General features: G+C 61.1%; 15 protein-coding genes. 9 read left to right on the forward strand and 6 right to left on the reverse strand.

The features are described from left to right. Window positions 1-27: 27 nt before the first annotated feature. Window positions 28-4554 (forward strand): hypothetical protein, encoded by a 4527-nt coding sequence (locus AACY19_RS19450; RefSeq protein WP_339453014.1) that lies wholly within the window; start codon window positions 28-30, stop codon window positions 4552-4554. 33 nt (window positions 4555-4587) lie between these two features. On the opposite strand, the gene pdxR is transcribed toward AACY19_RS19450, so the two are convergent. After that, the gene (gene pdxR / locus AACY19_RS19455; RefSeq protein WP_339453016.1) at window positions 4588-6144 is read right to left on the reverse strand and encodes a MocR-like pyridoxine biosynthesis transcription factor PdxR; all 1557 of its coding nucleotides are present in this window, start codon (window positions 6142-6144) and stop codon (window positions 4588-4590) included. Window positions 6145-6237: 93 nt separating this feature from the next. On the opposite strand from pdxR, the gene AACY19_RS19460 reads away from it, so the two are divergent. The 4 genes from AACY19_RS19460 to AACY19_RS19475 all read left to right on the forward strand — a co-directional run bounded on the left by AACY19_RS19460 (window position 6238) and on the right by AACY19_RS19475 (window position 9927). Further along, window positions 6238-6861: an FMN-binding negative transcriptional regulator gene (locus AACY19_RS19460; protein ID WP_339453018.1), complete on the forward strand. Its 624-nt coding sequence runs from the start codon at window positions 6238-6240 to the stop codon at window positions 6859-6861. A 10-nt stretch (window positions 6862-6871) separates the two neighbouring features. Then, window positions 6872-7318, forward strand: a complete 447-nt coding sequence (locus tag AACY19_RS19465) for a GNAT family N-acetyltransferase (protein WP_339453020.1) — start codon at window positions 6872-6874, stop codon at window positions 7316-7318. 12 nt (window positions 7319-7330) lie between these two features. Then, window positions 7331-8002 carry a GNAT family N-acetyltransferase gene (locus AACY19_RS19470; RefSeq protein ID WP_339453022.1) on the forward strand — a complete coding sequence of 224 codons (672 nt, stop codon included), beginning with the start codon at window positions 7331-7333 and terminating at the stop codon, window positions 8000-8002. Between the two features lie 323 nt (window positions 8003-8325). Then, complete coding sequence (locus AACY19_RS19475; RefSeq protein WP_339453024.1) at window positions 8326-9927, forward strand: autotransporter outer membrane beta-barrel domain-containing protein; 1602 nt, start codon at window positions 8326-8328, stop codon at window positions 9925-9927. Between the two features lie 140 nt (window positions 9928-10067). Here the strand turns inward: AACY19_RS19475 and oadA are convergent, their stop codons facing one another. Both oadA and AACY19_RS19485 read right to left on the reverse strand, forming a co-directional pair. Next, on the reverse strand, window positions 10068-11876 hold the full coding sequence (gene oadA / locus AACY19_RS19480) for a sodium-extruding oxaloacetate decarboxylase subunit alpha (RefSeq protein WP_339453026.1): 1809 nt from the start codon (window positions 11874-11876) through the stop codon (window positions 10068-10070). A gap of 11 nt (window positions 11877-11887) precedes the next feature. Beyond that, window positions 11888-13303: an acetyl-CoA carboxylase biotin carboxylase subunit gene (locus tag AACY19_RS19485; protein WP_025112637.1), complete on the reverse strand. Its 1416-nt coding sequence runs from the start codon at window positions 13301-13303 to the stop codon at window positions 11888-11890. Between the two features lie 190 nt (window positions 13304-13493). On the opposite strand from AACY19_RS19485, the gene AACY19_RS19490 reads away from it, so the two are divergent. Then, window positions 13494-14456, forward strand: coding sequence for a LysR family transcriptional regulator (locus AACY19_RS19490; protein WP_339453029.1), 963 nt, complete (start codon window positions 13494-13496; stop codon window positions 14454-14456). Here AACY19_RS19490 and AACY19_RS19495 read toward each other — a convergent pair. From AACY19_RS19495 to AACY19_RS19505, 3 genes are all read right to left on the reverse strand, one after another. Beyond that, the gene (locus tag AACY19_RS19495) at window positions 14398-14601 is read right to left on the reverse strand and encodes a PA3496 family putative envelope integrity protein (protein WP_339453031.1); all 204 of its coding nucleotides are present in this window, start codon (window positions 14599-14601) and stop codon (window positions 14398-14400) included. The two genes, AACY19_RS19490 and AACY19_RS19495, sit on opposite strands and share 59 nt — an antisense overlap. Window positions 14602-14825: 224 nt before the next feature. Next, complete coding sequence (gene hexR / locus AACY19_RS19500; protein ID WP_007912071.1) at window positions 14826-15692, reverse strand: transcriptional regulator HexR; 867 nt, start codon at window positions 15690-15692, stop codon at window positions 14826-14828. A gap of 127 nt (window positions 15693-15819) precedes the next feature. Then, window positions 15820-18693: an EAL domain-containing protein gene (locus AACY19_RS19505; RefSeq protein ID WP_339453033.1), complete on the reverse strand. Its 2874-nt coding sequence runs from the start codon at window positions 18691-18693 to the stop codon at window positions 15820-15822. Window positions 18694-18950: 257 nt separating this feature from the next. Here AACY19_RS19505 and uvrD point away from each other — a divergent pair, with 257 nt between their 5' ends. From uvrD to AACY19_RS19520, 3 genes are all read left to right on the forward strand, one after another. Further along, a complete protein-coding gene (gene uvrD / locus AACY19_RS19510; RefSeq protein WP_339453035.1) occupies window positions 18951-21134 on the forward strand; it encodes a DNA helicase II in 2184 nt (727 codons plus the stop codon). Between the two features lie 294 nt (window positions 21135-21428). Continuing rightward, a complete protein-coding gene (locus AACY19_RS19515; protein ID WP_339453037.1) occupies window positions 21429-22304 on the forward strand; it encodes a Tim44 domain-containing protein in 876 nt (291 codons plus the stop codon). A gap of 139 nt (window positions 22305-22443) precedes the next feature. After that, on the forward strand, window positions 22444-22851 hold the full coding sequence (locus AACY19_RS19520; protein WP_339453039.1) for an SMI1/KNR4 family protein: 408 nt from the start codon (window positions 22444-22446) through the stop codon (window positions 22849-22851). Window positions 22852-22861 lie beyond the last annotated feature (10 nt).

The raw sequence follows: 22861 nt of genomic DNA on the forward strand, positions 1-22861 counted from the left end.
CCCCGAACGTCAAAAAGGAAGCTGACGATGACCGAACAGACCGACAACAGCCCGGTGCCCGTACAACTGAAAAACAATCTGGTTCTACAACAGGTCAGCCAGGGTCCGACCGTCGATGAAGTCGCCGCCCATGTATTGCGCGATGCCCTGAAAAAACAGTTCCCGGATCGCACCCTGGACCCCGATCACACCTGGATCGGCACGCCGCGCAGGCGGTGGTCCGCCGGCCAGTTGCGGGCGCTGTCGGTCACCTTCGAATCGTTGACCCAGGCGCTGGTGCGCCGGTTCTTCACTGACACCGATGCCAATTACCTGGAGGGCGAGCATTTTCTGACCACCGACCCGCACGCGCGCCCCTTGATGCATCTGGATCTCGGCATCGAGGCCATCGCGACGATACTCAACGACTACTCGCCGCTGTTGTTCGTAGCCTATCGCGAACGCCAATTGGCATTCTGGAACGGCAAGGGCCACAAATCGCCACACTGGGAAGAACTGGCCGATGCGTTGCGCAAATCCCTCGACGTACAGAGCGTCAGCGGCTGGGACAAAGATCAGTGCCATGTGGCCAGAGCCGTCTCGCTTTACCCCGACAAACAACAGCGTGATGCCCGGCAACCGACGCTTGCAGGGATCAGGACGCACCTGATCGACATCGACACCGTCGACGCCGATGGTGTGACCCGACACCTGATTGTCGGTGGCACCGCCGTGCTGACAGGCCGCTATCGCGAGCGCGACCTGGTGATGATGTACACCGTGGAGCGCGGCTATGAATCCTTCGAGTCCCTGGAAGCGTTGGGCGCATCGTTGCCGGAGCGCCTGCAGGAACGACTGGAGGGGCGCGGCCTGAAGTGGCAGCTGTTCGAGCCCGAAGGCAATTTTTTCGACCACATGGCCTGGGCGTTGATCGCCGGACAACTGGATGCCATTGCCCAGATCACCCGAGAATCCGTCGCCAGCGATACCGATATCCACCGCCCGCCAACTGCGCTCCCGGGCTATTCCAGGACCGAGGAAAAAGACACCTTTGCGGCGCTCGATGAAGCCCTGCCCGAATGGCTGGCCGGCGCAACGGCTGCTGACATGGACCAGTACAGCCGCTCCGTCAGCGCCTTGGGCAAACTGTACAAACACACCCACAAGAATCTGGTTCACCTGCAGCCCATCGACACCTTCGCCCAGCAGAAAATGCGCGAAGCGATCATTGTCGACCAACCATCCGCCGTAGGATTAGCGCTGGACTCGCTGCAGATCACCATCACCAACAGTTTCGAATCCGGTGGTTTGACACTGCCCAACCCGCTCGACAGCCATACCGAAACCCTGGGCGAATACGCACTGCAGAATTCACCGCCCTACCAGGCCACCCTGCGCTTCAATCCACCGCGGGCGATTCCCGACTGGCTGAATGTGGCGTACCTGACGCGCATGGCGAACACCGTCGACATCGGCCTGGCCTACCCCCAATTGATCAAGGACACACTGATCGATGATCCGATCCAGGCATCGCTGCAAAAAACCTTCTACGTGCACCAATTGCATGCCCTGCTTCCGCTGATTGCCCTGGAATGCAAGATCCGGCGCATCGGCGGCATTGATGAGCGAGGCTACACCTATGTGCGCGAATGGCTGAAACCGACACCCGGCCATCCGCAACAGGTGGTCATTCGTCCGCTGACGTTCATGCGCGACGCCAGCAGCGAAGGAGACACGGTGGCCAACATGTTCCTCATCGGTCCGCGCCAGGCCGAAAGCGGGCCATGCTTGTTGTATCGCCCGTTGCTCGACCAGCCGTTGTTGCAGTTCGCCTCCCCGCAAAACCTTGTGTACGCCTTGCACCAGCCGGGCGAACTGCGCGACTCGGTACTGGCCTGGCTGGCGGATTCGGCGATCAGTTTCAAATACGCCCAGTACACCTTTCCCGTGGGCGTGCCGAGTGCGTGGACGAGCGCGCAATTGCTCGCCGAACCGTGGACGGATAGCGATTGGACAGGCCCGATCCAGCTGTCATCGAAAGAGCTGCATGGCGATGTGTTCGGCATCCTGTTCAAGACCCATGCCCAGACCATGGTTGACCTCGCCGACCGCTCGTCGCAGTCCAACAGCGAACGCCGCTGGGCGCTGCTGCGTGACAGCGGCTGGGCCCTGTTCAACGTTGCCGCGAACTTCCTCAGCGGCCCGGCCGGCGCCGCCGTATGGATCTGGCAAAGTCTCAGTGAAGTCGAGCAAGCGTTACAGGCGCGTCAACGTGGCGACACCCTCGCCGAATGGGACGCCATCGGCGACATGCTGCTGAGTCTCGGCCTGCTCCTCGCCCATCGTGCTACGACGCGCCGCCAGGATGGCCGCCGTCAGCCGTCATCCCTGGCTGAACGCGCCGCGCCCGACGTCGTGCCCATAGTGGTGCAGCCGTCGGCGCCAGCGGTGACCCGCAACCCGACCGCGCTGACCGGAGAACTGCCGTCCAGCCATTACTCCTCGCTGGAGGCACGGGGTTCGGTCCCACGCCGCTCGCCCGAGGCGCTGATCGCCTACTTGCAGAAGGCGAGCGTGACGCCGCTCGACCTGAAGAGTCCGGAACTGGAAAAAATCCTCTACGGTCCCGCCTCGCTGTTTCGCCGCGATGAACATCTCTACGCGCAAGTCGGCGAGCACTGGTACCGCGTCGTCGAAAATGACGCCCAGCAGATCCAGATCGAGTTCCCGGGGAACCCGCCGCAAACCGGACCACTGTTGACACATGACAGCCAAGGTCAATGGTTTATCGATACCCGCCTACGTCTGCGCGGCGGGGCCGGTGGCCAGAGCTTGCAAAGCCAGCTGCGCACCCAGCGTCGGGCCAAAGAGCAACAGCGCAAACAGCTGGAAACCGCGCTGAACACGTTCAAACAGCAGGAGCCGGCCGGTAACGCAGCGTTGAAAGTCGCCCAGGACGCGATGATGGCCGCCACCGGAGCCGCCCACGAACAGGCCACTCAGCGTTACCTCACTCAGGTGGAAAAACTGATCGGCGATTATCACGGCGCCCTGAAAAACCTTCAGGAGTGGCGCCTGAACGGTGGCAGCGACGGCTATTTTCATGACTTGCTGTACATGACCACATTTCTGCACAAGAACCTCAGCCTGTGGCTCACCCTGCAACGCACTGCCTACGCCACGCTCAACCAGAAGCTCAGCGGCAACAACGTCATCGAGGAAGGCGCTGGATTGCAGGCGCACATCGCGACGGTCAGGCAGACCTTGGCCTTGAGCCAGAGCATGGTCGCTCGCCTGCACCTGGCGCAAACGACGCTGGAGCAACTGGAGGCCACCGGCAGCGCCGGCATCACCGCCGCGCAAAGCCTGCGTGCCTTGCTGCCAGCCTTCACCGCGTGGGACTTGAAGGCCAACGAAATCGGCATGTCCCATGAGCTGTGCCTGCGCGGCGCTCCCAATGCGGATAGCCCCCTGCGCGATATCGCGGGGTTGCTGATCATCGAAGCGGCATCCGCGACCCAGCGACATACCGCACTGCTCAAGACTCTCGACAGCAGCCAGCCTGTCGCCCAACGCATCGAAACCCTGAGCCGGTTGCTCGACATCTACGCCGATACCGATCAGCGCTTCAAGGATCTGACCAGCGAATTTCCCGATGAAATCGAGCCCACCGAGATCGACCGGGTGCGTGGGCTGATCGGAGAATTCCGGCAACTGGCGCAGGAACAATTGAGCCAATTGTTGCCTGAAACCGTCAGCAGCCCCGCGCCCATCGCGCCAAAACCGGCGGTCGCCGGTCCTTCCCGCCCAGCAGTGAAAGTCTCCAAGAGCCGCCCACGTGACCCGGCGCCAGCCAAGCCTGCGAGTATCACCGAGCAGACTTTCCACGACATCTTGCCGTCACGGCCCCGCCCCACCGTCCAGGCGCAACTGGAAGACAGCGATATCGTCGATAACGGCACGACGATGAACGAAAGCGTGCAGAGCTTCATCGATAAGACGCGCAAGGACGCGTTCAGACCCAATCGCATCCCGGCCGACATGCAAGACCTGTTTGATCAGCAGGCACAGCGCCTGGAACAAGCTGCTCAAGCGGTGCGGAAGGTGCTGGCACGAAGCGCCGGGAGCTTCCCGGTGGGCAGCCTGCCGGCGGAACTCGAGAGCGCGGCCACGCGGCTACGCGCCGAAGGCATCAGTGTGCGCGCCAGCCTGCTCAAGGAGCGTCAGCCCCGCCAGGCCTATCTGCAATGGTTGCTGGACAATCATCAGGTGCGCATCGAGAAAAACGCGCAAGGACGCATCAGGACTAAAAAGCGTCGCGACTACTTCCAGGAATACCGGATTCTCGACCTCACCCAGCGCAATCAGCCCTTGTGGGTGGCGCACTTTCACTATGATTCGCTGCATACCCCGCAGGAAGAATTCACAGCGGCGCACCTGAAAATCGCCGACAGCCATCTGCAGCAGTTCACTGCCCAGCGGCAGCAGGCTCTGACCGAACTGGCGCCGATTGACTACGTCATGCGGCGCATCAGTGATCCGGCGCCGTTCTTCAAGCTCGAAACCCGCCGCTGAGGCCATCACCGGGCGGGCTGCCAATGGCCCGCCTCAACCCACGCGCCAGGCCACACGCAAGCGGGCAAGCGCAGCCTCGATGGCCTGTTCAGGCACAGCGGCAAACCCCACCACCAGCCCGGCGCGCTGTTCCATCGGGGTGCTCGAGGCAGGAAGCCAATAGCTGCTCAGTGCATTGATCTCCACATCGACGTTTGCAGCCTGTTCGATCAACGCCTGCTCACGGCCAATGCTGTCGACCGGTACCGTCAGGTGCAAGCCCGCAGCCACCGTCGGCACCGGGCCGACCCCGGGAATGTCCGCTGGCCAGCCGCTGAGCAACGCGTTGCGCCGGCTCAGGGCCGCACGGCGCATGCGCCGGATATGCCGCTGAAAGTGCCCCGCCGCCATGAATTCGGCCATCACTGACTGGGTGCTGACTTCGGAATGACGCACATCCACCGCACGCCGCTGAGAGAACGCCTCGACCAGTCCTGGCGGCAATACCAGATAACCCAGGCGCAACGCCGGGAACGCGACTTTGCCGAACGTCCCGACGTACAGCACTCGTCCCTGCCGATCCAGCGCCGCCAACGGCGCGAGCGGGGCGCCGCTGTAACGGTATTCGCCGTCGTAATCGTCCTCGACGATCCAGCCTCCGGTGCGTTCGGCCCAGGCCAGCAACTCCAGACGCCGGGCAAGACTCATCACCACCCCGGTGGGATATTGATGGGACGGCGTGACGTAAGCCAGGCGGCAATCGTTTAACCCGGCCAGTTCGGCGCAGTCGATACCCTCACTGTCCACGGCAACGCCATGCAGTGCCGCCCCTGCCACGGCAAAGGCATGACCCGCCGCTCGATACCCCGGATTCTCGATGGCCACGCCGTCGCCCGGCTCCACCAGCAACTGTGCACAAAGGCTAATCCCCTGTTGTGCGCCACTGGTGATCACAATTTGCTCAGCCGAGCACTGCATGCCCCGAGAGCTGCGCAAATATGCCGCTATCATGCCGCGCAAGCGTGCGTCACCGGCCGGGTCGCCGTAACACAACTGCTGCAAATCCGGCTTGCGCCAGAAAGCCGCATTCAGCTTGGCCCAGACACCAAAAGGAAACAGATCAAACGCCGGAACACCCACCCTAAAAGCCCGCGGCGGACCGCTTGGCGGACGGGGCAAATGGTTGTTTTTCACGCGGTTCAGTGGATCGTTGTGGATAACTTTACTGGATGCATCAACAGGTAAATCCAGCCAATTTGTGGATAAGGCTGTGGGTAAGCCTGTTGAAAACCCTGTGGATACTTTTGTGGATAGTTTTTTCGAGGGAAGCGCTGCTTGCGGTAATTGCGCAACATAAGTGCCGTCGCCGACCCGCCCTTCGATGAAGCCTTCCGCGTATAACTGATCGTAAGCCCGCACCACACTGTTACGAGAAATAGCCAGCGCTGCTGCCAGGTCCCTGCTGGCCGGCAAACGGGTGCCGCCGACGAGGCGGCCATCCAGTACGCGAACGCGCAGCGCTTGATAGAGCTGACGACTCAAGCCCTGACGGCGATCCAGTTCGATACCCGCCGGGTTGAACGACAAAGACAGAGCAGGTGTTTCGGGCATGGCAATTGGACCTATGAAATTGGCCTTCAATGGCTCTTACAACAGACCAATAGCCTGCCTAGGATGCAGGCATTCGCCAAGGAAAATCTCACCATGTATACGCCCCGCGCCTTTGCCATCGACGAGCTGTCGCAACTGCACGAACTGATCCTCGCCACCCGTCTCGCCATCCTTGTGACCCATGGCGAAAGCGGTCTGCAAGCCAGCCATGTGCCGGTTTTGCTGCATCGTGAACAAGGCGAGCACGGCACGCTGTACGGGCATCTGGCCAAAGCCAATCGACAGTGGAAAGACTTGCGCGATGGCGCCGAAGCCCTGCTGATCTTTGCTGGCGCCGACGCCTACGTCAGCCCCGATTTCTACCCGAGCAAGGCCGAGCACGGCAAAGTCGTCCCGACCTGGAACTACGTCGCCGTTCACGCCTATGGCCACGCCGAAACCTTCAGTGACGGCGGACGCTTGCTCGACATCGTCAGCACCCTCACCGACCGCCATGAAGCAGGCCGCGCGCAACCGTGGAAAGTCGACGACGCACCGGCTGATTACATCGACGGCATGCTCAAGGCCATTGTCGGTTTCGCCATCCCTATCGACCGTCTCGAAGGCAAGCGCAAGCTCAGCCAGAACCGCAGCGCCGCAGACATTGCCGGGGTGCGCGAAGGCCTGGCTGCCAGCCCTGAAATCAATGATCAAACCCTCGCCCGATTGATGCGCTAAGGAAATCACCATGAGCCAGATCGACATTCGCCAGGTCAGCGCCGCCGACCACGCCGCGTGGCTGCCGCTGTGGCAGGCCTACCTGCGTTTCTACAACACAGAGCTGCCGGACACCGTGACCGGCAGCACCTGGCAGCGCTTCCTCGACCCGAGCGAACCGACCCACGCCGCCCTCGCCTGGGCGGGTGAAAAAGCGGTCGGCATGGTGCATTACATTTACCATCGCTCGAACTGGAGCATCGAAAACGCCTGCTACCTGCAGGACTTGCTGGTGGTGCCGGATACTCGCGGCACCGGCGTCGGTCGCCGGCTCATCGAACATGTTTACGCCACCGCCAGGGCCGACGGTTGCTGCAAAGTGCACTGGCTGACCCACGACACCAACGCCACGGCGATCCAGCTCTACGAGCGCATGGCCGAGCGCCCGGGTTTCATCCAGTTTCGCAAAGCCATTTAAGGAGCCGCACCGATGACCACTTCACTTGCCGACTGGAAAGGCGTTCCCGCCCCCACGGCCACCCTGCTTGAAGGTCGCTTCATCCGCCTGGAGCGACTCGATCCGGCACGGCATGGCGACGAGTTGTTCAACGCCCTCGAAGGCCCCGGCGCCGACCCGAAACTCTGGGATTATTTGCCCTACGGCCCGTTTCCCGAGCGCAGCGTGTTCAACGACTGGCTGAACAACCACGCGGCCAGCAGCGACCCGTATTTCTTCAGCGTCGTCGACCGCGCCACCGGCCAGGTGCAAGGCATCCTCAGCCTGATGTCGATTGTCCCGCTCCAGGGCCGCATCGAAATCGGCCACGTGACCTTCGGCGCGCCGATGCAGCGCTCGCCGAAAAGTACCGAAGCCGTTTACCTGCTGGCCAGACATGCCTTCGAACTGGGCTACCGCCGCCTCGAATGGAAATGCAACAACGGCAACGCCCGCTCCAGATACGCCGCCGAACGCTTGGGCTTCAGCTTTGAGGGCGTGTTCCGCCAGCACATGGTGGTCAAGGGGCAGAACCGCGACACCGCGTGGTACTCGATGCTGGATTCGGAATGGCCGTCGATTGGCGCGGGGTTCAGACAGTGGTTGAGCGATGACAACCAGACGCCGACCGGCCAGGTGAAAGGTCTGGTGGAGTGCCGTGGCTAAAACGCCAACGATCAAAGCCTGCGTCGGCACCTACAGGAGCTGCCTACGTCTTGTAGCTGCTTTGGGAGGCATGCAACTGCCCCGATTGCGGCTTGATCGGGACCGTGGTCGATGAGTTTCTGATGGATGAACAGTTGGCCTGGTCTGATTTTCTTGTAGGAAAGGGAGCTGATGGCGTCGAGTAAAAACTTCGATTGCACAGCTCTCGGCTATTTTCTCCGGCAGAATCCGATGTCGCCTGCGCCGCTGCGGGAAGCGACCGACAGCGGATTTTTTGCGGCATTCATAGAGTGGGGGCCTTCAATCCAGAGAGGCCCGACTCGATGTCCCTACAGCACACGTTCCGCCCCCACCACTTGGCCTTGGCCATTGCGTTGACGCTCGGATGCGCTGAAATGTCCGCAGCGCAGCAGACGGACATACCGGTTGTCGAAAACGCTTTTGAAGAAAAACCCAAGAAGCCGCCGCGCAAGAGAACACCCAAACCGCCAGTCGGATCTGTTGAAAGCGTGATGACCGAAGTGGCCATGCAGAATCCCGCGCTGCCCTCCACCGCACCGTCACCCCCGCCCTCACCAAGCCCCATGCATTCGACGGGAGCGCCCGGTGAAAACGTTCCCGACAGCGCAAACCAGCAAACGCCGACGGTGAACACGCCGTTGGAGCCACGCAATAACACCCCGCTCGACGATCTCGCATCCAGTCGCAATGCTCGAGAACTCGCGAAGACCATCGAAAAAACGCCCGCGTCACCGAATGAACCTCAGCACCCCCTGCAACCTCAGCAACCTCAGCAACCTCAGCAACCTCAGCAACCTCAGCAACCTGAAGAGCCTGAGGCGTCTCGCGAACCAGTGGAAACCAGCAACCATGTCGCGCCGCCAAACACCGCGGTCGAGGCCCTGCTTGCCGCCAACGAACCCACAGCTCGGGTGGCGCTCGAACAGCTCGCCGCCGGCAGTAACGCCAACCTCGCCAAAGCCACGTTAAGCAGTGTCATGCCGGTGAGCACCAGCATGCTCTCGGCGATGCGCCAACTGGATCATCGCGCAGGCAGCGGCCATGGCGGCGCCAACGCCCCCCGTCGCGCGGCAGGGAATGAAGCGGCCGGACGGGTGTGGATTCAGGGACTCGGTCACGGTGGCACGGTCGACCGCGATTTCGACAGCACGCTCAAGCACGCCACACAAGGCCTGATCCTGGGCGCTGACTGGCGTATCGATGAGCAATGGCACGTGGGCCTTGTCGGCGGCAAATCGCAAACCCGTTTCGATGCGCACCGATACGACGGCGCGCTCGACAGCTGGCACCTCGGTGCTTACGCAGTACGTCAGGATGGCCCGTTGGCGCTGCGCCTCGGTGCGACCTTTGCCAGCCATGAAGGCACCAGCAAACGGCGGGTCGCGTTCGACGGCTTCAACGACCGCCTCAGAGGCAACTACGACGCCAACACCCAACAAGCCTTTGCCGAACTGGGCTTCAACCTCGGGCGCAACAACGTCACGCTCGAACCGTTCGCCAGCCTCGGCTATCAACGTTATCAGCGCGACAGCTACACGGAAAAAGGCGGCGATGCGGCGCTGAAAATCTTTGGCCAAACCCGTGACAACCTCAGCACCACGCTAGGCTTTCGCACAGCGAAAACCGGCCACTTGAATAACGGTATGAGCCTGACACCGCGATTCAGTGCCGGCTGGAAACACCTTTACGGCGAGCTTGATGGCGACACCCGTCAGCAACTGGTCAAAGGCGGGAAACGCTTCGCGGTGACGGGTGCGGAACTGGATCGCAACAGTCTGGCCGTGGACGCGGGTCTGGATCTGGGTCTGTCGGCCAACCACACGCTCGGTGTAGGCCTTACTGGCGAATTCGGCACCGAGAGCCGCACGCACGGCGTGATGGCTCAATGGCGCATGGGGTTCTGATGAACTGAACGCCGTCATTGTGGGAGCGGCGGTCGCACCGCCGCTCCCACAGGGGATTTGGGCAACGGGGAAATTGCGTGCAAAAAAAAGGGGAGCACATGCCCCCCCGAGGTTTAAAACGCTGGATCGCGGCGGTTATCTCAGCCTTCGATCTCAATCAGGATTTCGCCCGGATTCACTCGATCACCTTTGGCGACGTGAATCGCGGTGACCTTGCCGGCAATCGCTGCCTGGACTTCGGTTTCCATCTTCATCGCTTCGGTGATCAGCACAGCCTGGCCGGCCTTGACGGTATCGCCCTCCTTGACCAGCACATCGACGATGTTGCCCGGCATGGTGGTGCTGACGTGGCCCGGGGCCGATGCTTGCTTGCGCTTGCTGCTGCCACCGCCGACGAATTCGTTGAGCGGTTCGAACACCACTTCTTCCGGCATGCCGTCGATGGACAGGTAGAAATGACGCTTGCCTTCGGCCTTGACGCCGACGCCAGTGATGTCGACGCGGTAGGTTTCGCCGTGAACGTCGATGACGAACTCGGTTGGCACGCCTTCGCCACCCGCCGACGCAACGCTGCCAGCCTCTGGGATCGGCAGCAGCACTTCCGGCGTCAGGGTGCCGGCGGCACGCTCTTCGAGGAACTTGCGCCCGATGTCCGGGAACATGGCGAAAGTCAGTACGTCCTCTTCCGACTTGGCCAGCGCGCCGATGTCAGCACGCAGTTTGGTCATTTCCGGCTTGAGCAGATCGGCCGGACGCACGTCGATGACTTCTTCGCTGCCGATGGCTTGGCGACGCAGTTTTTCATTCACCACGCCCGGCGCCTTGCCGTAGCCGCCTTGCAGGTAAAGCTTCACTTCGTTGGTGATGGTCTTGTAGCGCTCGCCAGCCAGCACGTTGAAGAACGCCTGAGTGCCGACGATCTGCGAAGTCGGCGTCACCAGCGGCGGGAAGCCGAGGTCTTCACGCACGCGCGGGATTTCCGCCAGTACTTCGGCCATGCGGTTCAGCGCGCCCTGCTCTTTCAACTGGTTGGCGAGGTTGGAAATCATCCCGCCCGGCACCTGGTTGACTTGCACGCGGGTGTCGACGGCGGTGAATTCGCTTTCAAACTGGTGGTATTTCTTGCGCACGGCGTAGAAGTACAGGCCGATCTCTTGCAGCAGCTCGAGGTTCAGACCCGTGTCGAACTCGGTGCCCTTGAGCGCCGCGACCATCGATTCGGTGCCTGGGTGGCTGGTGCCGGAGGCGAAGCTGGAGATTGCGGTGTCGATGTGGTCGGCACCGTTCTCAATGGCCTTGAGCTGGCACATGGTCGCCAGACCAGCCGTGTCGTGGGAGTGGATGAACACCGGCAGCGATTGCTCGGCCTTCAACGCGCGAACCAGTTCACCCGTGGCGTATGGGGTCAGCAGGCCGGCCATGTCCTTGATCGCCACCGAGTCGCAACCCATGGCTTCCATCTGCTTGGCTTGCGCCACGAACGCGTCGATGGTGTGCACCGGACTGGTGGTGTAAGCGATGGTGCCCTGAGCATGCTTGCCGGCAGCTTTCACCGCTTCAATCGCCACGCGCAGGTTACGCACGTCGTTCATCGCGTCGAAGATGCGGAACACGTCGATGCCATTGACCGCTGCCTTGGCAACGAAGGCTTTGACCACGTCGTCGCTGTAGTGGCGATAGCCCAACAGGTTCTGGCCGCGCAGGAGCATTTGCAGACGCGTGTTAGGCAACGCCGCACGCAGTTGGCGCAGACGCTCCCAAGGGTCTTCTTTCAGAAAGCGCACGCAGGCGTCGAATGTCGCACCGCCCCAGCACTCCAGCGACCAGTAGCCGACCTTGTCGAGCTTGTCGCAGATCGGCAGCATGTCTTCGGTGCGCATGCGGGTGGCGAGCAGCGATTGGTGAGCGTCGCGCAGGATGGTATCGGTGACAAAAATCTTCTTGGACATTGTTGTATTCCTCACAGGCCTGCGTGGGCGGCGATGGCGGCGGCGATGGCCAGGGCCAGCTCTTCGGGTTTGCGCTTGATCGAGTAGTTGGTCAATTCAGGGTGGCTTTCAACGAAGCTGGTATTGAACTGGCCGCTACGGAATTCCGGGTTGCGCAGGATTTCCTGGTAGTACGCGGCGGTGGTCTTCACGCCCTGCAGACGCATGTCATCCAGCGCACGCAGGCCACGGTCCATTGCCTCTTCCCAGGTCAGTGCCCAGACCACCAGTTTCAGGCACATCGAGTCGTAGAACGGCGGAATGGTGTAACCGGTGTAGATCGCGGTGTCGGTGCGCACGCCCGGGCCGCCGGGGGCGTAGTAACGGGTGATCTTGCCGAAGCTCGGCAGAAAGTTGTTCTTCGGGTCTTCGGCGTTGATGCGGAACTGCAACGCGAAACCACGGTGCTGAATGTCTTCCTGTTTCACCGACAGCGGCAGGCCGGAGGCGATGCGAATCTGCTCGCGGACGATGTCGATCCCGGTGATTTCTTCGGTGATGGTGTGTTCGACCTGCACCCGGGTGTTCATCTCCATGAAGTACACCTCGCCCTCGGCGAGCAGGAACTCCACGGTGCCGGCATTCTCGTAGCCCACAGCCTTGGCCGCACGCACCGACAGATCGCCAATGTAGGCACGCTGCTCCGGAGTCAGTTGCGGGCTCGGGGCGATTTCGATGAGCTTCTGGTTGCGACGCTGGATCGAGCAATCACGCTCGAACAGGTGCACAACGTTGCCGAAGCTGTCGCCGAGAATCTGCGCTTCGATGTGCTTGGGGTTAACGATGCATTTTTCCAGGAACACTTCGGCAGAACCGAAGGCCTTGGTCGCTTCGGAAATCACCCGAGGGAAATTCTGTTCGAGTTCTTCTCGGCTGTTGCAGCGACGGATACCGCGACCGCCACCACCGGAGGTGGCTTTGAGCATCACCGGGTAACCGATGCGATCACCCTCGGCCAACGCTTCTTCGATATCGGCAACGTTGCCTTCGGTGCCCGGCGTCACTGGCACCCCGGCCTTGATCATGCTGCGACGCGCTTCGGTCTTGTCGCCCATGCGGCGAATGACTTCTGCCGACGGGCCAATGAATTTGATCCCGCGCTCGGCGCAGATATCAGCCAGCTCGGCGTTTTCCGAAAGGAATCCGTAGCCGGGGTGCAGTGCATCGCAACCGGTTTCGACGGCGAGGTTTACCAGCTTACGCGGGTTGAGGTAGCCGGCCAATGGCTCGGCACCGATGCTGTGGGCCTCGTCCGCACGCTTCACATGCAGGGCGTGACGGTCGGCGTCGGAAAAAATCGCAACCGAACGGATGCCCATTTCGGCGCAGGCTCGCACGATTCGCACGGCAATCTCACCACGGTTGGCGATCAGGATCTTTGTTATCACTTGGAGGTTCCCTTGAGCCGGTGGCACCACGACCTGCTAGACCCAGGTCGACGCGTGACTAAATGTTTCAATTTAGTCGCAGGCCCACACTAGCGCTCATGAGGAATTAACAAAAATGAATAAAAATTGGGTCAGGCATAAGCAAAGACTTATAGTTAAACGGCCCATCCGCCGTCAGAGCCTATAAAAAATGCGTAAATCCTTGATGCGTATGACATTGCGTCAACTGCAGATCTTCAATGAGGTGTGTGATTTACGCTCTTACAGCCGTGCAGCCGAGGAAATGTCGCTCACACAACCGGCCGTCAGCCTACAGATTCGTCAGCTGGAAGAGCTGATCGGGCAGCCATTATTCGATTATGTCGGCAAAAAACTCTACATGACCGAGGCCGCCGAAGCACTCCAGCGCGCGAGCCGGGACATTTTCGGGCGCCTGGAAAACCTCGATATGCAGCTGTCGGACATGCAGGGTTCGCTGCAAGGCCAACTGAAGCTGGCAGTGGAATCCAGCGCCAAATACTTCGTTCCGCACCTGTTCGCCGCCTTCAAGCGCCAGCACCCGGAAGTGAATCTGCAACTCACCGTAGTCAACCGTGGACAAGTGATTCGGCGGCTTTCCGATAACCGCGATGACCTGGTGATCATGTCGATGGTGCCCCAGGACATGGGCCTGGAATTCCTGCCGTTCCTCAACAACCCGATTGTTGCCGTGGCGCGTCCGGATCATCCACTGGCGCACATGGGCCCGTTGCGTTTACAGGATCTGGAGCCTTACACATTGCTGATCCGCGAGCCCGGTTCGGGTACGCGAATGGCTTGCGAAGAGTATTTCAAAGAGAAGCGCGTGCACTTCACTCAGACCCAGGAAGTCGCCTCGGCCGAAGCGCAACGTGAATGTGTGCAGGCGGGTCTGGGCCTGGCACTGTTGACGCGCCACGCCCTGAACCTGGAGCTGGCGACCGGCGGGCTCGTCGAACTGCCGGTCGAGGAATTGCCGCTGTTCCGTAGCTGGTGCCTGGTGCAAGCCAAAGCCAAACGCCTGTCACCGGTGGCCCACGCCTTCCTGGCGTTTATCCGCAGCGAGCGGGTGCAGATCAGCGCGCTGGTTGAGCGCTTCGACGGGAAGCTGCGGGCGATGCCTGCCAATGAGTGATATCGGGAAAATCGCCGATTTCAGCCTGAAGCTGACGAAGTTCGAAGCGATCTTCGATAGCACGGCGAAACTCCATGCGGCGCTGGTCTTCCTGCTGACGGCGGGTTTTCGCGGCGCTGTTGCGTTCTTCGTAAGGCTGAGCCATTTCGAGTCTCCCAAGGCGAGTACGGGAGTTTCACGATAGGCGGGAGGGATGACGGTTTGGCTTCTCGCGGATGACAGTGCGATGAAACTTGCGGTGTTTTTGAGGACGCCTTCGCGAACAGGCTCGCTCCCACCTTTGACCTCGGCATGACACAGAGTTTGTGTGCCCAGGAGATCTCCTGTGGGAGCGAGCCTGCTCGCGATCAAGGTCGGAACGACCTTGCTTCAATCATCAAGCGCTTTGGCGGCCTTGGGTGACAAACGCAAACTACGCAGGCTGCGCTTCACGCTCTTCAGGTGATTGACCAGACTTGGCCCACGCGCCATGGCCACCCCCATCGCCAGCACATCGATCACTACCAGATGCGCGATACGCGACGTCAGCGGCGTATAGATTTCAGTGTCCTCATGCACATCGATCGCCAGATTGACCGTCGACAGTTCGGCCAGCGGTGTCTGGCTCGGGCACAAGGTGATCAGCGATGCCCCGCTCTCACGAACCAGATTGGCGGTGATCAGCAAATCCTTGGAACGCCCCGACTGTGAAATGCAGATCGCCACATCCGTCGGCTTCAACGTCACCGCCGACATCGCCTGCATGTGCGGATCGGAATACGCCGCTGCGGTGAGCAGCAAACGGAAGAACTTGTGCTGCGCATCCGCCGCCACCGCACCCGAGGCACCGAAGCCGTAGAACTCGACCCGCTGCGCCTGGGACATCAGCGTTACCGCGCGCTGCAACTCCACCGGATCGAGCTTCTCGCGAACCTCCATCAACGTGTGCAACGTGGTGTCGAAAATCTTCAGGCTGTAGTCGGCGACCGAGTCATCTTCGTGGATCGCGAACTGGCCGAAGCTGGCACCGGCGGCCAGGCTTTGCGCCAGTTTGAGTTTCAGATCCTGAAACCCGGAGCAACCGATGGCGCGACAGAAGCGCACGATGGTCGGCTCGCTGATGCCGACGCTGTGGGCCAGGTCGGCCATGGAACTGTGCATCACCGCCGCAGGGTCAAGCAGCACGTGGTCGGCGACCTTGAGCTCCGACTTGCGTAACAGGTGACGTGACTGGGCAATGTGTTGCAGCAGATTCAAGGGGCTGGACTCTTCTTATGGGCAAGGATGTAGCACGCTTGTAGTTATACTACATGAATTGGCTTTTTGCCTGCTCAATGCGTAACTCCATGTCCCCATATCAGGCGCGATGGCGTGCATGTAGCCCTTAAAGCGGTTTTCCCTGATCGCGCAACAGCCCAGCCAGAGCGGCAGCCTCCACCGGCCGACTGATCAGATACCCCTGCACCTCATCGCAGCGCTCGGCGCGTAAAAATTCCAGCTGATCCTGCCGCTCAACGCCTTCAGCCACGACTTTCAATGACAGACCGTGAGCCATGGCGATTATGGCGCGAGTGATCGCGGCATCCTCACTGCCCTCGCCCAACCCACGGATGAAGGCCTGATCGATCTTCACGTAATCCACCGGAATGCGCTTGAGATAACTCAATGACGAATAACCGGTGCCGAAGTCGTCGATGGCCAGTTTCACGCCCAGATCGCGCAGTTGCTGGAAGGTCGCGATGATGTGCTCGACGCTGTCGAGCAACTGGCTTTCGGTCAGTTCCAGTTCGAGGTAGTGCGGGGCCAGCCCCGTTTCCTCCAGCACCTGGCGCACCAGGCTGACCAGTTTGCCCTGGCGCAACTGGTGCACCGACAGGTTCACCGACACACGAATCGGCTCCAGCCCTTGGCGCTGCCATTCGCACGCTTGCCAGCACGCCTGACGCAGGACGAATTCACCAATCGGTCCGATCAGTCCGGTTTCCTCGGCCAGCCCGATGAAGTCCCCGGGCGGCACGCGGCCCATGGTCGGGTGATCCCAACGCACCAACGCTTCCGCAGCATTCAGGCGCCCGGTCTGCAGGCACAATTTCGGCTGATAGAAGACCTTCAACTGCTTTTCTTCGATGGCTTTGCGCAACTGGTTTTCCAGCTGCAAGCGCTCAAGGGTGCTGGCCTGCAGGCTCTCGGTGTAGAACTGGAAGTTGTTACCCCCCAGGTGTTTGGCGTGCTGCATGGCCATGTTCGATTGGCTGACCAGCGCGGAAATCTCCCTGGCGTTGTCCGGCAGCATGCTGATGCCCATAGAGGCGCTGACCACCAGCTCATGGCCTTCCACCGTCAAAGGCAGGCGCAGCTTGCTCGACAACCGCGTGGCGACCCGGGCCAGACTCGACAAATTGCCGTAGGCATCGAACAGCACCGCGAACTCATCGCCGGACAAACGGGCGATGGTGTCCGCCTCAGGCAAGGCGTTGACCAGTCTTCGCGCCATTTTCTGCAGCAGTTGATCCGCGACTTCGTGGCCGAGGCTGTCGTTGAGCAACTTGAAGCGATCCAGATTGACGTGCAGCAACGCCAGACTGCGCCGCCCGCCCTGCCGTACCCGTTGATGGGCTTCATGCAGGCGCTCACGAAACAGCGAGCGATTGGCCAGTCCGGTCAGTTCGTCGTAGTGGGTCAAGTAACGCATGCGCTCTTCGGATTCGCGGCGAGCCGACAGATCGGCGAAGAAGCCGACGATATGGCTGACATTTCCCCGACTATCGCGCACTGCATTCAGTTGCAGCCACTGCGGGTACAGCTCGCCATTCTTGCGCGTCTCGACCAGTTCGCCCTGCCAACTGCCGTGCTGCTCCAGCGCATGCCGGATCGCCACGTAATGACGTCGGGCATCGCGACTGCACGGCAGCTCGACGACGTTGCGCCCGAGCATGTCTTCGATGTCGTAACCGGTGACGCGGCTGAACGCTTGATTGATCGCGATCAGCGCGTAGTTCGGGTCGAGAATCACAATACCCTCGCTGGCCGCTTCGAACACGGTAGCCGCCAGGCGCTGTTGTTCTTCGAGGCTTTTGCTGGCGCTGATGTCGCGGCGAGTGCCGACCATGCGGATCACCCGCCCGCTGTCGCTGCGTTCCACTGCACGGCCACGGTCCTCGATCCAGACCCAATGACCGTCGCCGTGACGCACGCGGTATTCGATCTGGTAGTCCTCGGTGCGCCCTTTCAAATGTTCGATCAACGCGTATTTCAGCGTCGGCACATCGTCGGGATGCAGACGTGGCTTGAGGTCGCGCAACAGCGCGGTGACGTATTCCGGCGCGAGGCCGAACAGTTCCTGAATCTGCGTGTGGTGGACTTCGTCGGTTTGCAGGTTCCAGTCCCACAGGCCCAGCTCACTGGCCTTCAACGCCAGCGCCAGGCGCGCCTCGCTTTTGCTCAGGGCCTGATTGGCGGCGTCCAGTTCACGGCTGCGCTGGGCGACGCGGTCTTCGAGTTCGACCTGCGCTTCACGCAATTTGCCCTCGGCGCAGCGGCGCTGGTCGATTTCTTTCGCCAACGCCTGATTGAGCTGCTCGCTGCGCGACTGCGTCTGCTGCAGGTGTTCGATCAAGTGCTGATTCTGGAAGCGCCGCAGCAAGCCGCGATCAATCAGCCGATTGACCTGCCATGCGACCACACTCAGCGAACCCAGCAGGATCAGCCCGAGCCAGCCCCAGCCGCGCGCCTGTTCGTCGCCGCCCCAGAACAGATAACCGATCGCCGGCAACAGACAGGGCAAAGTAAACGACAGAAACGCTGGCAGGCTCACCGCGTAGGCGACGCTGGCCGACAGGGTTGCGGCGCCGATCAGGCCGAATACCCAGGCCTGCTGCATAAAGTTGTCGGCAGGCACCAGAGCAATACCGGCGCCAGCCAGTGTGAGGCCGGTCATGGTCGAGCCGAGCAGGAACATGCGGAACCAGACCGGCTGGGCCTGGCGATTGGGTATGGCCGAATCGAATGCCGCGACCTGGATCACCCGCAGTGCGACCAGTGACAGCAACCACACCAGCCAGACGCTGACCACGAAATAGCGCTGCGGGCTCCAGAGCAAAGCGGCGCAGACCAGACCATTGATCAACATGAACAGCGTGGGCAATAAAGATCCCTGATACAGCAGGCGCGTGCGCTCGACCGCCATCTCGGTGGCGTAGTGCTTGCGTATAACCCGGGGTTCCACGGAGGGGCCCGACAGTTCGGAGCTGAGGGTCATGGGCAACGTTCTTGTTCTTATAAGGAGGGCGTGCGCCCGAAACGTGGACGGAGCATACACAAGCCGCTTCCGTTGCCAAACTGCCCCGGATCATAATTTCACCGAATCCTTTCCCCCTCACAACCCCGGTAAAACCCGCAGAGTGAGGCGGGCTCACGCCTGTAGCGGGTGACCGACCGGTCGTCATCGACAGCACTTTCATCGGCTAATGCAAAGCTCGGTTTGCCCGGGCCTGCGGCGCACCCTAGAATGCCCCGATGCGCGATGATCTCTCCCTTCTGCTGAACTCCCTCAACGACGCCCAACGCCAGGCTGTAGCAGCCCCCGTTGGCCGTCAGTTGGTCCTGGCCGGTGCCGGCTCCGGTAAAACCCGAGTGCTGGTGCACCGTATCGCCTGGTTGATCCAGGTTGAAAACGCCTCGCCCCATTCCATCCTGTCGGTGACCTTCACCAACAAGGCCGCTGCCGAGATGCGCCATCGCATCGAGCAGTTGCTGGGGATCAACCCGGCCGGTATGTGGGTCGGCACCTTCCACGGCCTGGCGCACCGCTTGCTGCGGGCGCACTGGCAGGAAGCGGGCTTGAGCCAGACGTTCCAGATTCTCGACAGCGACGACCAGCAACGGCTGGTCAAGCGGGTGATCCGCGAGCTGGGCCTCGACGAGCAACGCTGGCCCGCCCGTCAGGCGCAGTGGTTCATCAACGGCCAGAAAGACGAAGGTCTGCGGCCGCAACACATTCAGGCCAGCGGCGATCTGTACCTGGCAACCATGCGCGGCATCTACGAGGCCTACGAGGCTGCGTGCCAGCGTGCCGGCGTGATCGATTTCTCCGAGTTGCTCCTGCGCGCCCTCGACCTGTGGCGCGATCATCCGGGCCTGTTGGCGCACTACCAAAAGCGCTTCCGCCATATTCTGGTGGACGAGTTCCAGGACACCAACGCCGTGCAGTACGCCTGGTTGCGTCTGCTCGGCAAGGGCGGCGACAGCCTGATGGTGGTCGGCGACGACGACCAGTCGATTTACGGCTGGCGCGGCGCGAAAATCGAGAACATTCACCAGTACTCGTCCGACTTCCCGGACTCCGAGACCATTCGTCTGGAGCAGAACTACCGCTCCACCGCCGGCATTCTCAAGGCTGCCAACGCCCTGATCGCCAATAACACCGGGCGCCTGGGCAAAGAGCTGTGGACCGACGGCGGCGACGGCGAAGCGATCAATCTGTACGCCGCGTTCAACGAACACGACGAAGCACGTTACGTTGTCGAAACCATCGAAAATGCGCTGAAAACCGGCCTGGCACGCAGCGATATTGCGATTTTGTACCGCTCCAACGCCCAATCGCGCGTTCTCGAAGAAGCCTTGCTGCGCGAACGCATCCCCTACCGCATCTATGGCGGCCAGCGCTTCTTCGAACGGGCCGAAATCAAGAACGCCATGGCCTACCTGCGTTTGCTGGAAGGTCGTGGCAACGATGCGGCGCTGGAACGGGTGATCAACGTGCCGGCCCGTGGCATCGGCGAAAAAACCGTCGAAGCCATTCGCGAGCACGCCCGTCACAGCGATGTGTCGATGTGGGAAGCGATGCGCCAACTGGTCGCCAATAAAGGCCTGACCGGTCGTGCTGCAGGTGCTCTGGGCGCGTTTATCGAGCTGATCGAAAACCTCGCCGCCAAGTGCATGGAAATGCCGCTGCATTTGATGACGCAAACCGTCATCGAGCAATCCGGCCTGATCGCCTATCACGAAGCGGAAAAAGGCGAGAAAGGCCAGGCCCGGGTAGAAAACCTTGAGGAACTGGTCAGCGCCGCACGCAACTTCGAAAACACTGAAGAAGACGAAGAACTGACGCCACTGGCGGCGTTCCTCGGCCATGCCTCGCTGGAGGCCGGCGACACCCAGGCCGACGAACACGAAGACAGCATCCAGTTGATGACGCTGCACAGTGCCAAAGGCCTGGAATTCCCTTACGTGTTCCTTGTGGGCATGGAAGAAGGCCTGTTCCCGCACAAGATGAGTCTGGAAGAGCCTGGGCGTCTTGAGGAAGAGCGGCGCCTGGCCTACGTCGGCATCACCCGGGCGATGCAGAATCTGGTGATGACCTACGCCGAAACCCGTCGCCTGTACGGCAGCGAAACCTACAACAAGGTCTCGCGTTTCGTCCGCGAGGTGCCGAAAGGCCTGATTCAGGAAGTGCGCCTGTCGAACAGCGTCAGCCGGCCGTTCGGCGGCAACCAGTCGATGAGCGGCAGCAACCTGTTCAGCGGCAGCGAAATTCCGGAAACGGGATTCAGCCTCGGTCAGACGGTGCGGCACTCGATCTTCGGTGACGGCGTTATCCTCAACTTCGAGGGCGCCGGCGCACAAGCGCGGGTGCAGGTGAACTTCAGCGAAGGCAGCAAATGGCTGATGCTCGGTTACGCGAAGCTGGAAGCGATCTGACGCCGATTTCGCTTTTCTGTGGGAGCGAGCCTGCTCGCGAATGAAATCACCGCGGTTGATGACAGATCGCGGTGCAGCTTTCGCGAGCAGGCTCGCTCCCACAGGGTTTGGTGTTCTGACCAACAATCCCGCGGAACCAATCCCCTTTTCCTACAGCCAAAAGTACATCCGCTGATTGCCTCGCGAAGCTGAACGCAACCTGTCAGGCAAAAGCCCGAAACACTCTCTCGCTAGCCAGTAACACTTCAGCTGTGCAACATGGCGCGCGTGTCTCCACAAACGGGAATACCCTTTATGAAACGTTTTCTTAGCATCGCCATGGCGTTGTGCATCGGCCTGACGATGAGCCTCGACGCCAACGCCAAGCGCTTTGGTGGTGGCAAAAGCGCCGGCGCTGCGCCGACGCACCAGACCAGCCAGATGGCGCCTTCTTCTCCAGGCATGGGCGGCGCAGCAGCGACCGCAGGTGCTGCCGGAGCCGCTGGCGCTGCGGCCAAGGCCGGCGGTGCTTCGAAGTGGCTCGGCCCTCTGGCCGGCATCGCCGCTGGTGGCCTGCTCGCTTCCATGTTCATGGGCGGCGGCTTCGAGGGCATGCAGATCTTCGACATCCTGATCATGGCCGTGATCGCGTTCGTGATCTTCCGCTTCATCGCCGCACGTCGACGCAAGCAGCAGGAGCAGTTCGCTCCGGCCGGCGCGCCAATGCAGCGTGAAGTGTTCGAGCAGAAACCCGCCGCCATGGGTTCGATCTTCGGTGGTTCGGCCGCGCCTGCTGCCGCCCGTCCGGTGATCAACGCACCTGCGTGGTTCAACGAGCAGAACTTCCTTGAAGCCGCGCGCAGCCACTTCCAGGCACTGCAGCAGCACTGGGACGCCAACGAAATGGACAAGATCGCCGAGTTCGTAACCCCGCAAATGCTTGAGTTCCTCAAGCGTGAGCGTGCGGAACTGGGTGACGCGTTCCAGTCGACCTATATCGATAACCTCCAGGTTCAACTGGACGGCGTTGATGACCGTGCCGACAAGACCATCGCCACTCTGACCTTCAACGGCGTGTCGAAGTCCTCGCGCTTCGATCAGGGCGAAGTGTTCAGTGAAAGCTGGAACATGGAGCGTCCGCAGGGCGAGAACCAGCCTTGGCTGGTGGCCGGTATCCGCCAGAACGGCTGATCCCCCCGCACGTTTCACTTGCGGTAATAAAAAACCCCAGCCTCGGCTGGGGTTTTCTATTTCATGGTTGCATCTATAGCGAGCTACTGTATAAACCGGCCCATATGAACCGCGCCATTCAAGCAAGAGGATCCCGGACGTGGAAGAAATCATCGAACAACTGCGCAACGCCAACGAACCCGTACCGGTTCCATTGGAGTTGCCTGACGAAGACCAACTGGTGGAAGTCGAAGAACAACTGTTCATCAACATCCCGTTCATCTTCAGAGAGTTTCTGTCGACCGTCAGCGATGTCGTATACGGCAGCCTGGAGCCAGTGACGGTTACCGACCCGCAATCGCACACTTATTTGCCGGAAGTTGCGGCCAATGCCTGGGACGCTGGTGTACCGCGTGACCTGATCCCGGTCTGTCAGGACGGCGACGACTACTACTGCGTCGAAGAAGACGACACCGTCGTGCTGTGGTCCGGCAAAGAAGAGTTGATCACCGAAGAGTCCTGGGAATCGGTGTGGCACTGGGCGCGGGACGTCTGGCTGGAAAGCTGATCAACCCACG

The sequence above is a fragment of the Pseudomonas sp. EA_5y_Pfl2_R50 genome, assembly GCF_963970475.1.
Classification (GTDB): Bacteria; Pseudomonadota; Gammaproteobacteria; order Pseudomonadales; family Pseudomonadaceae; genus Aquipseudomonas.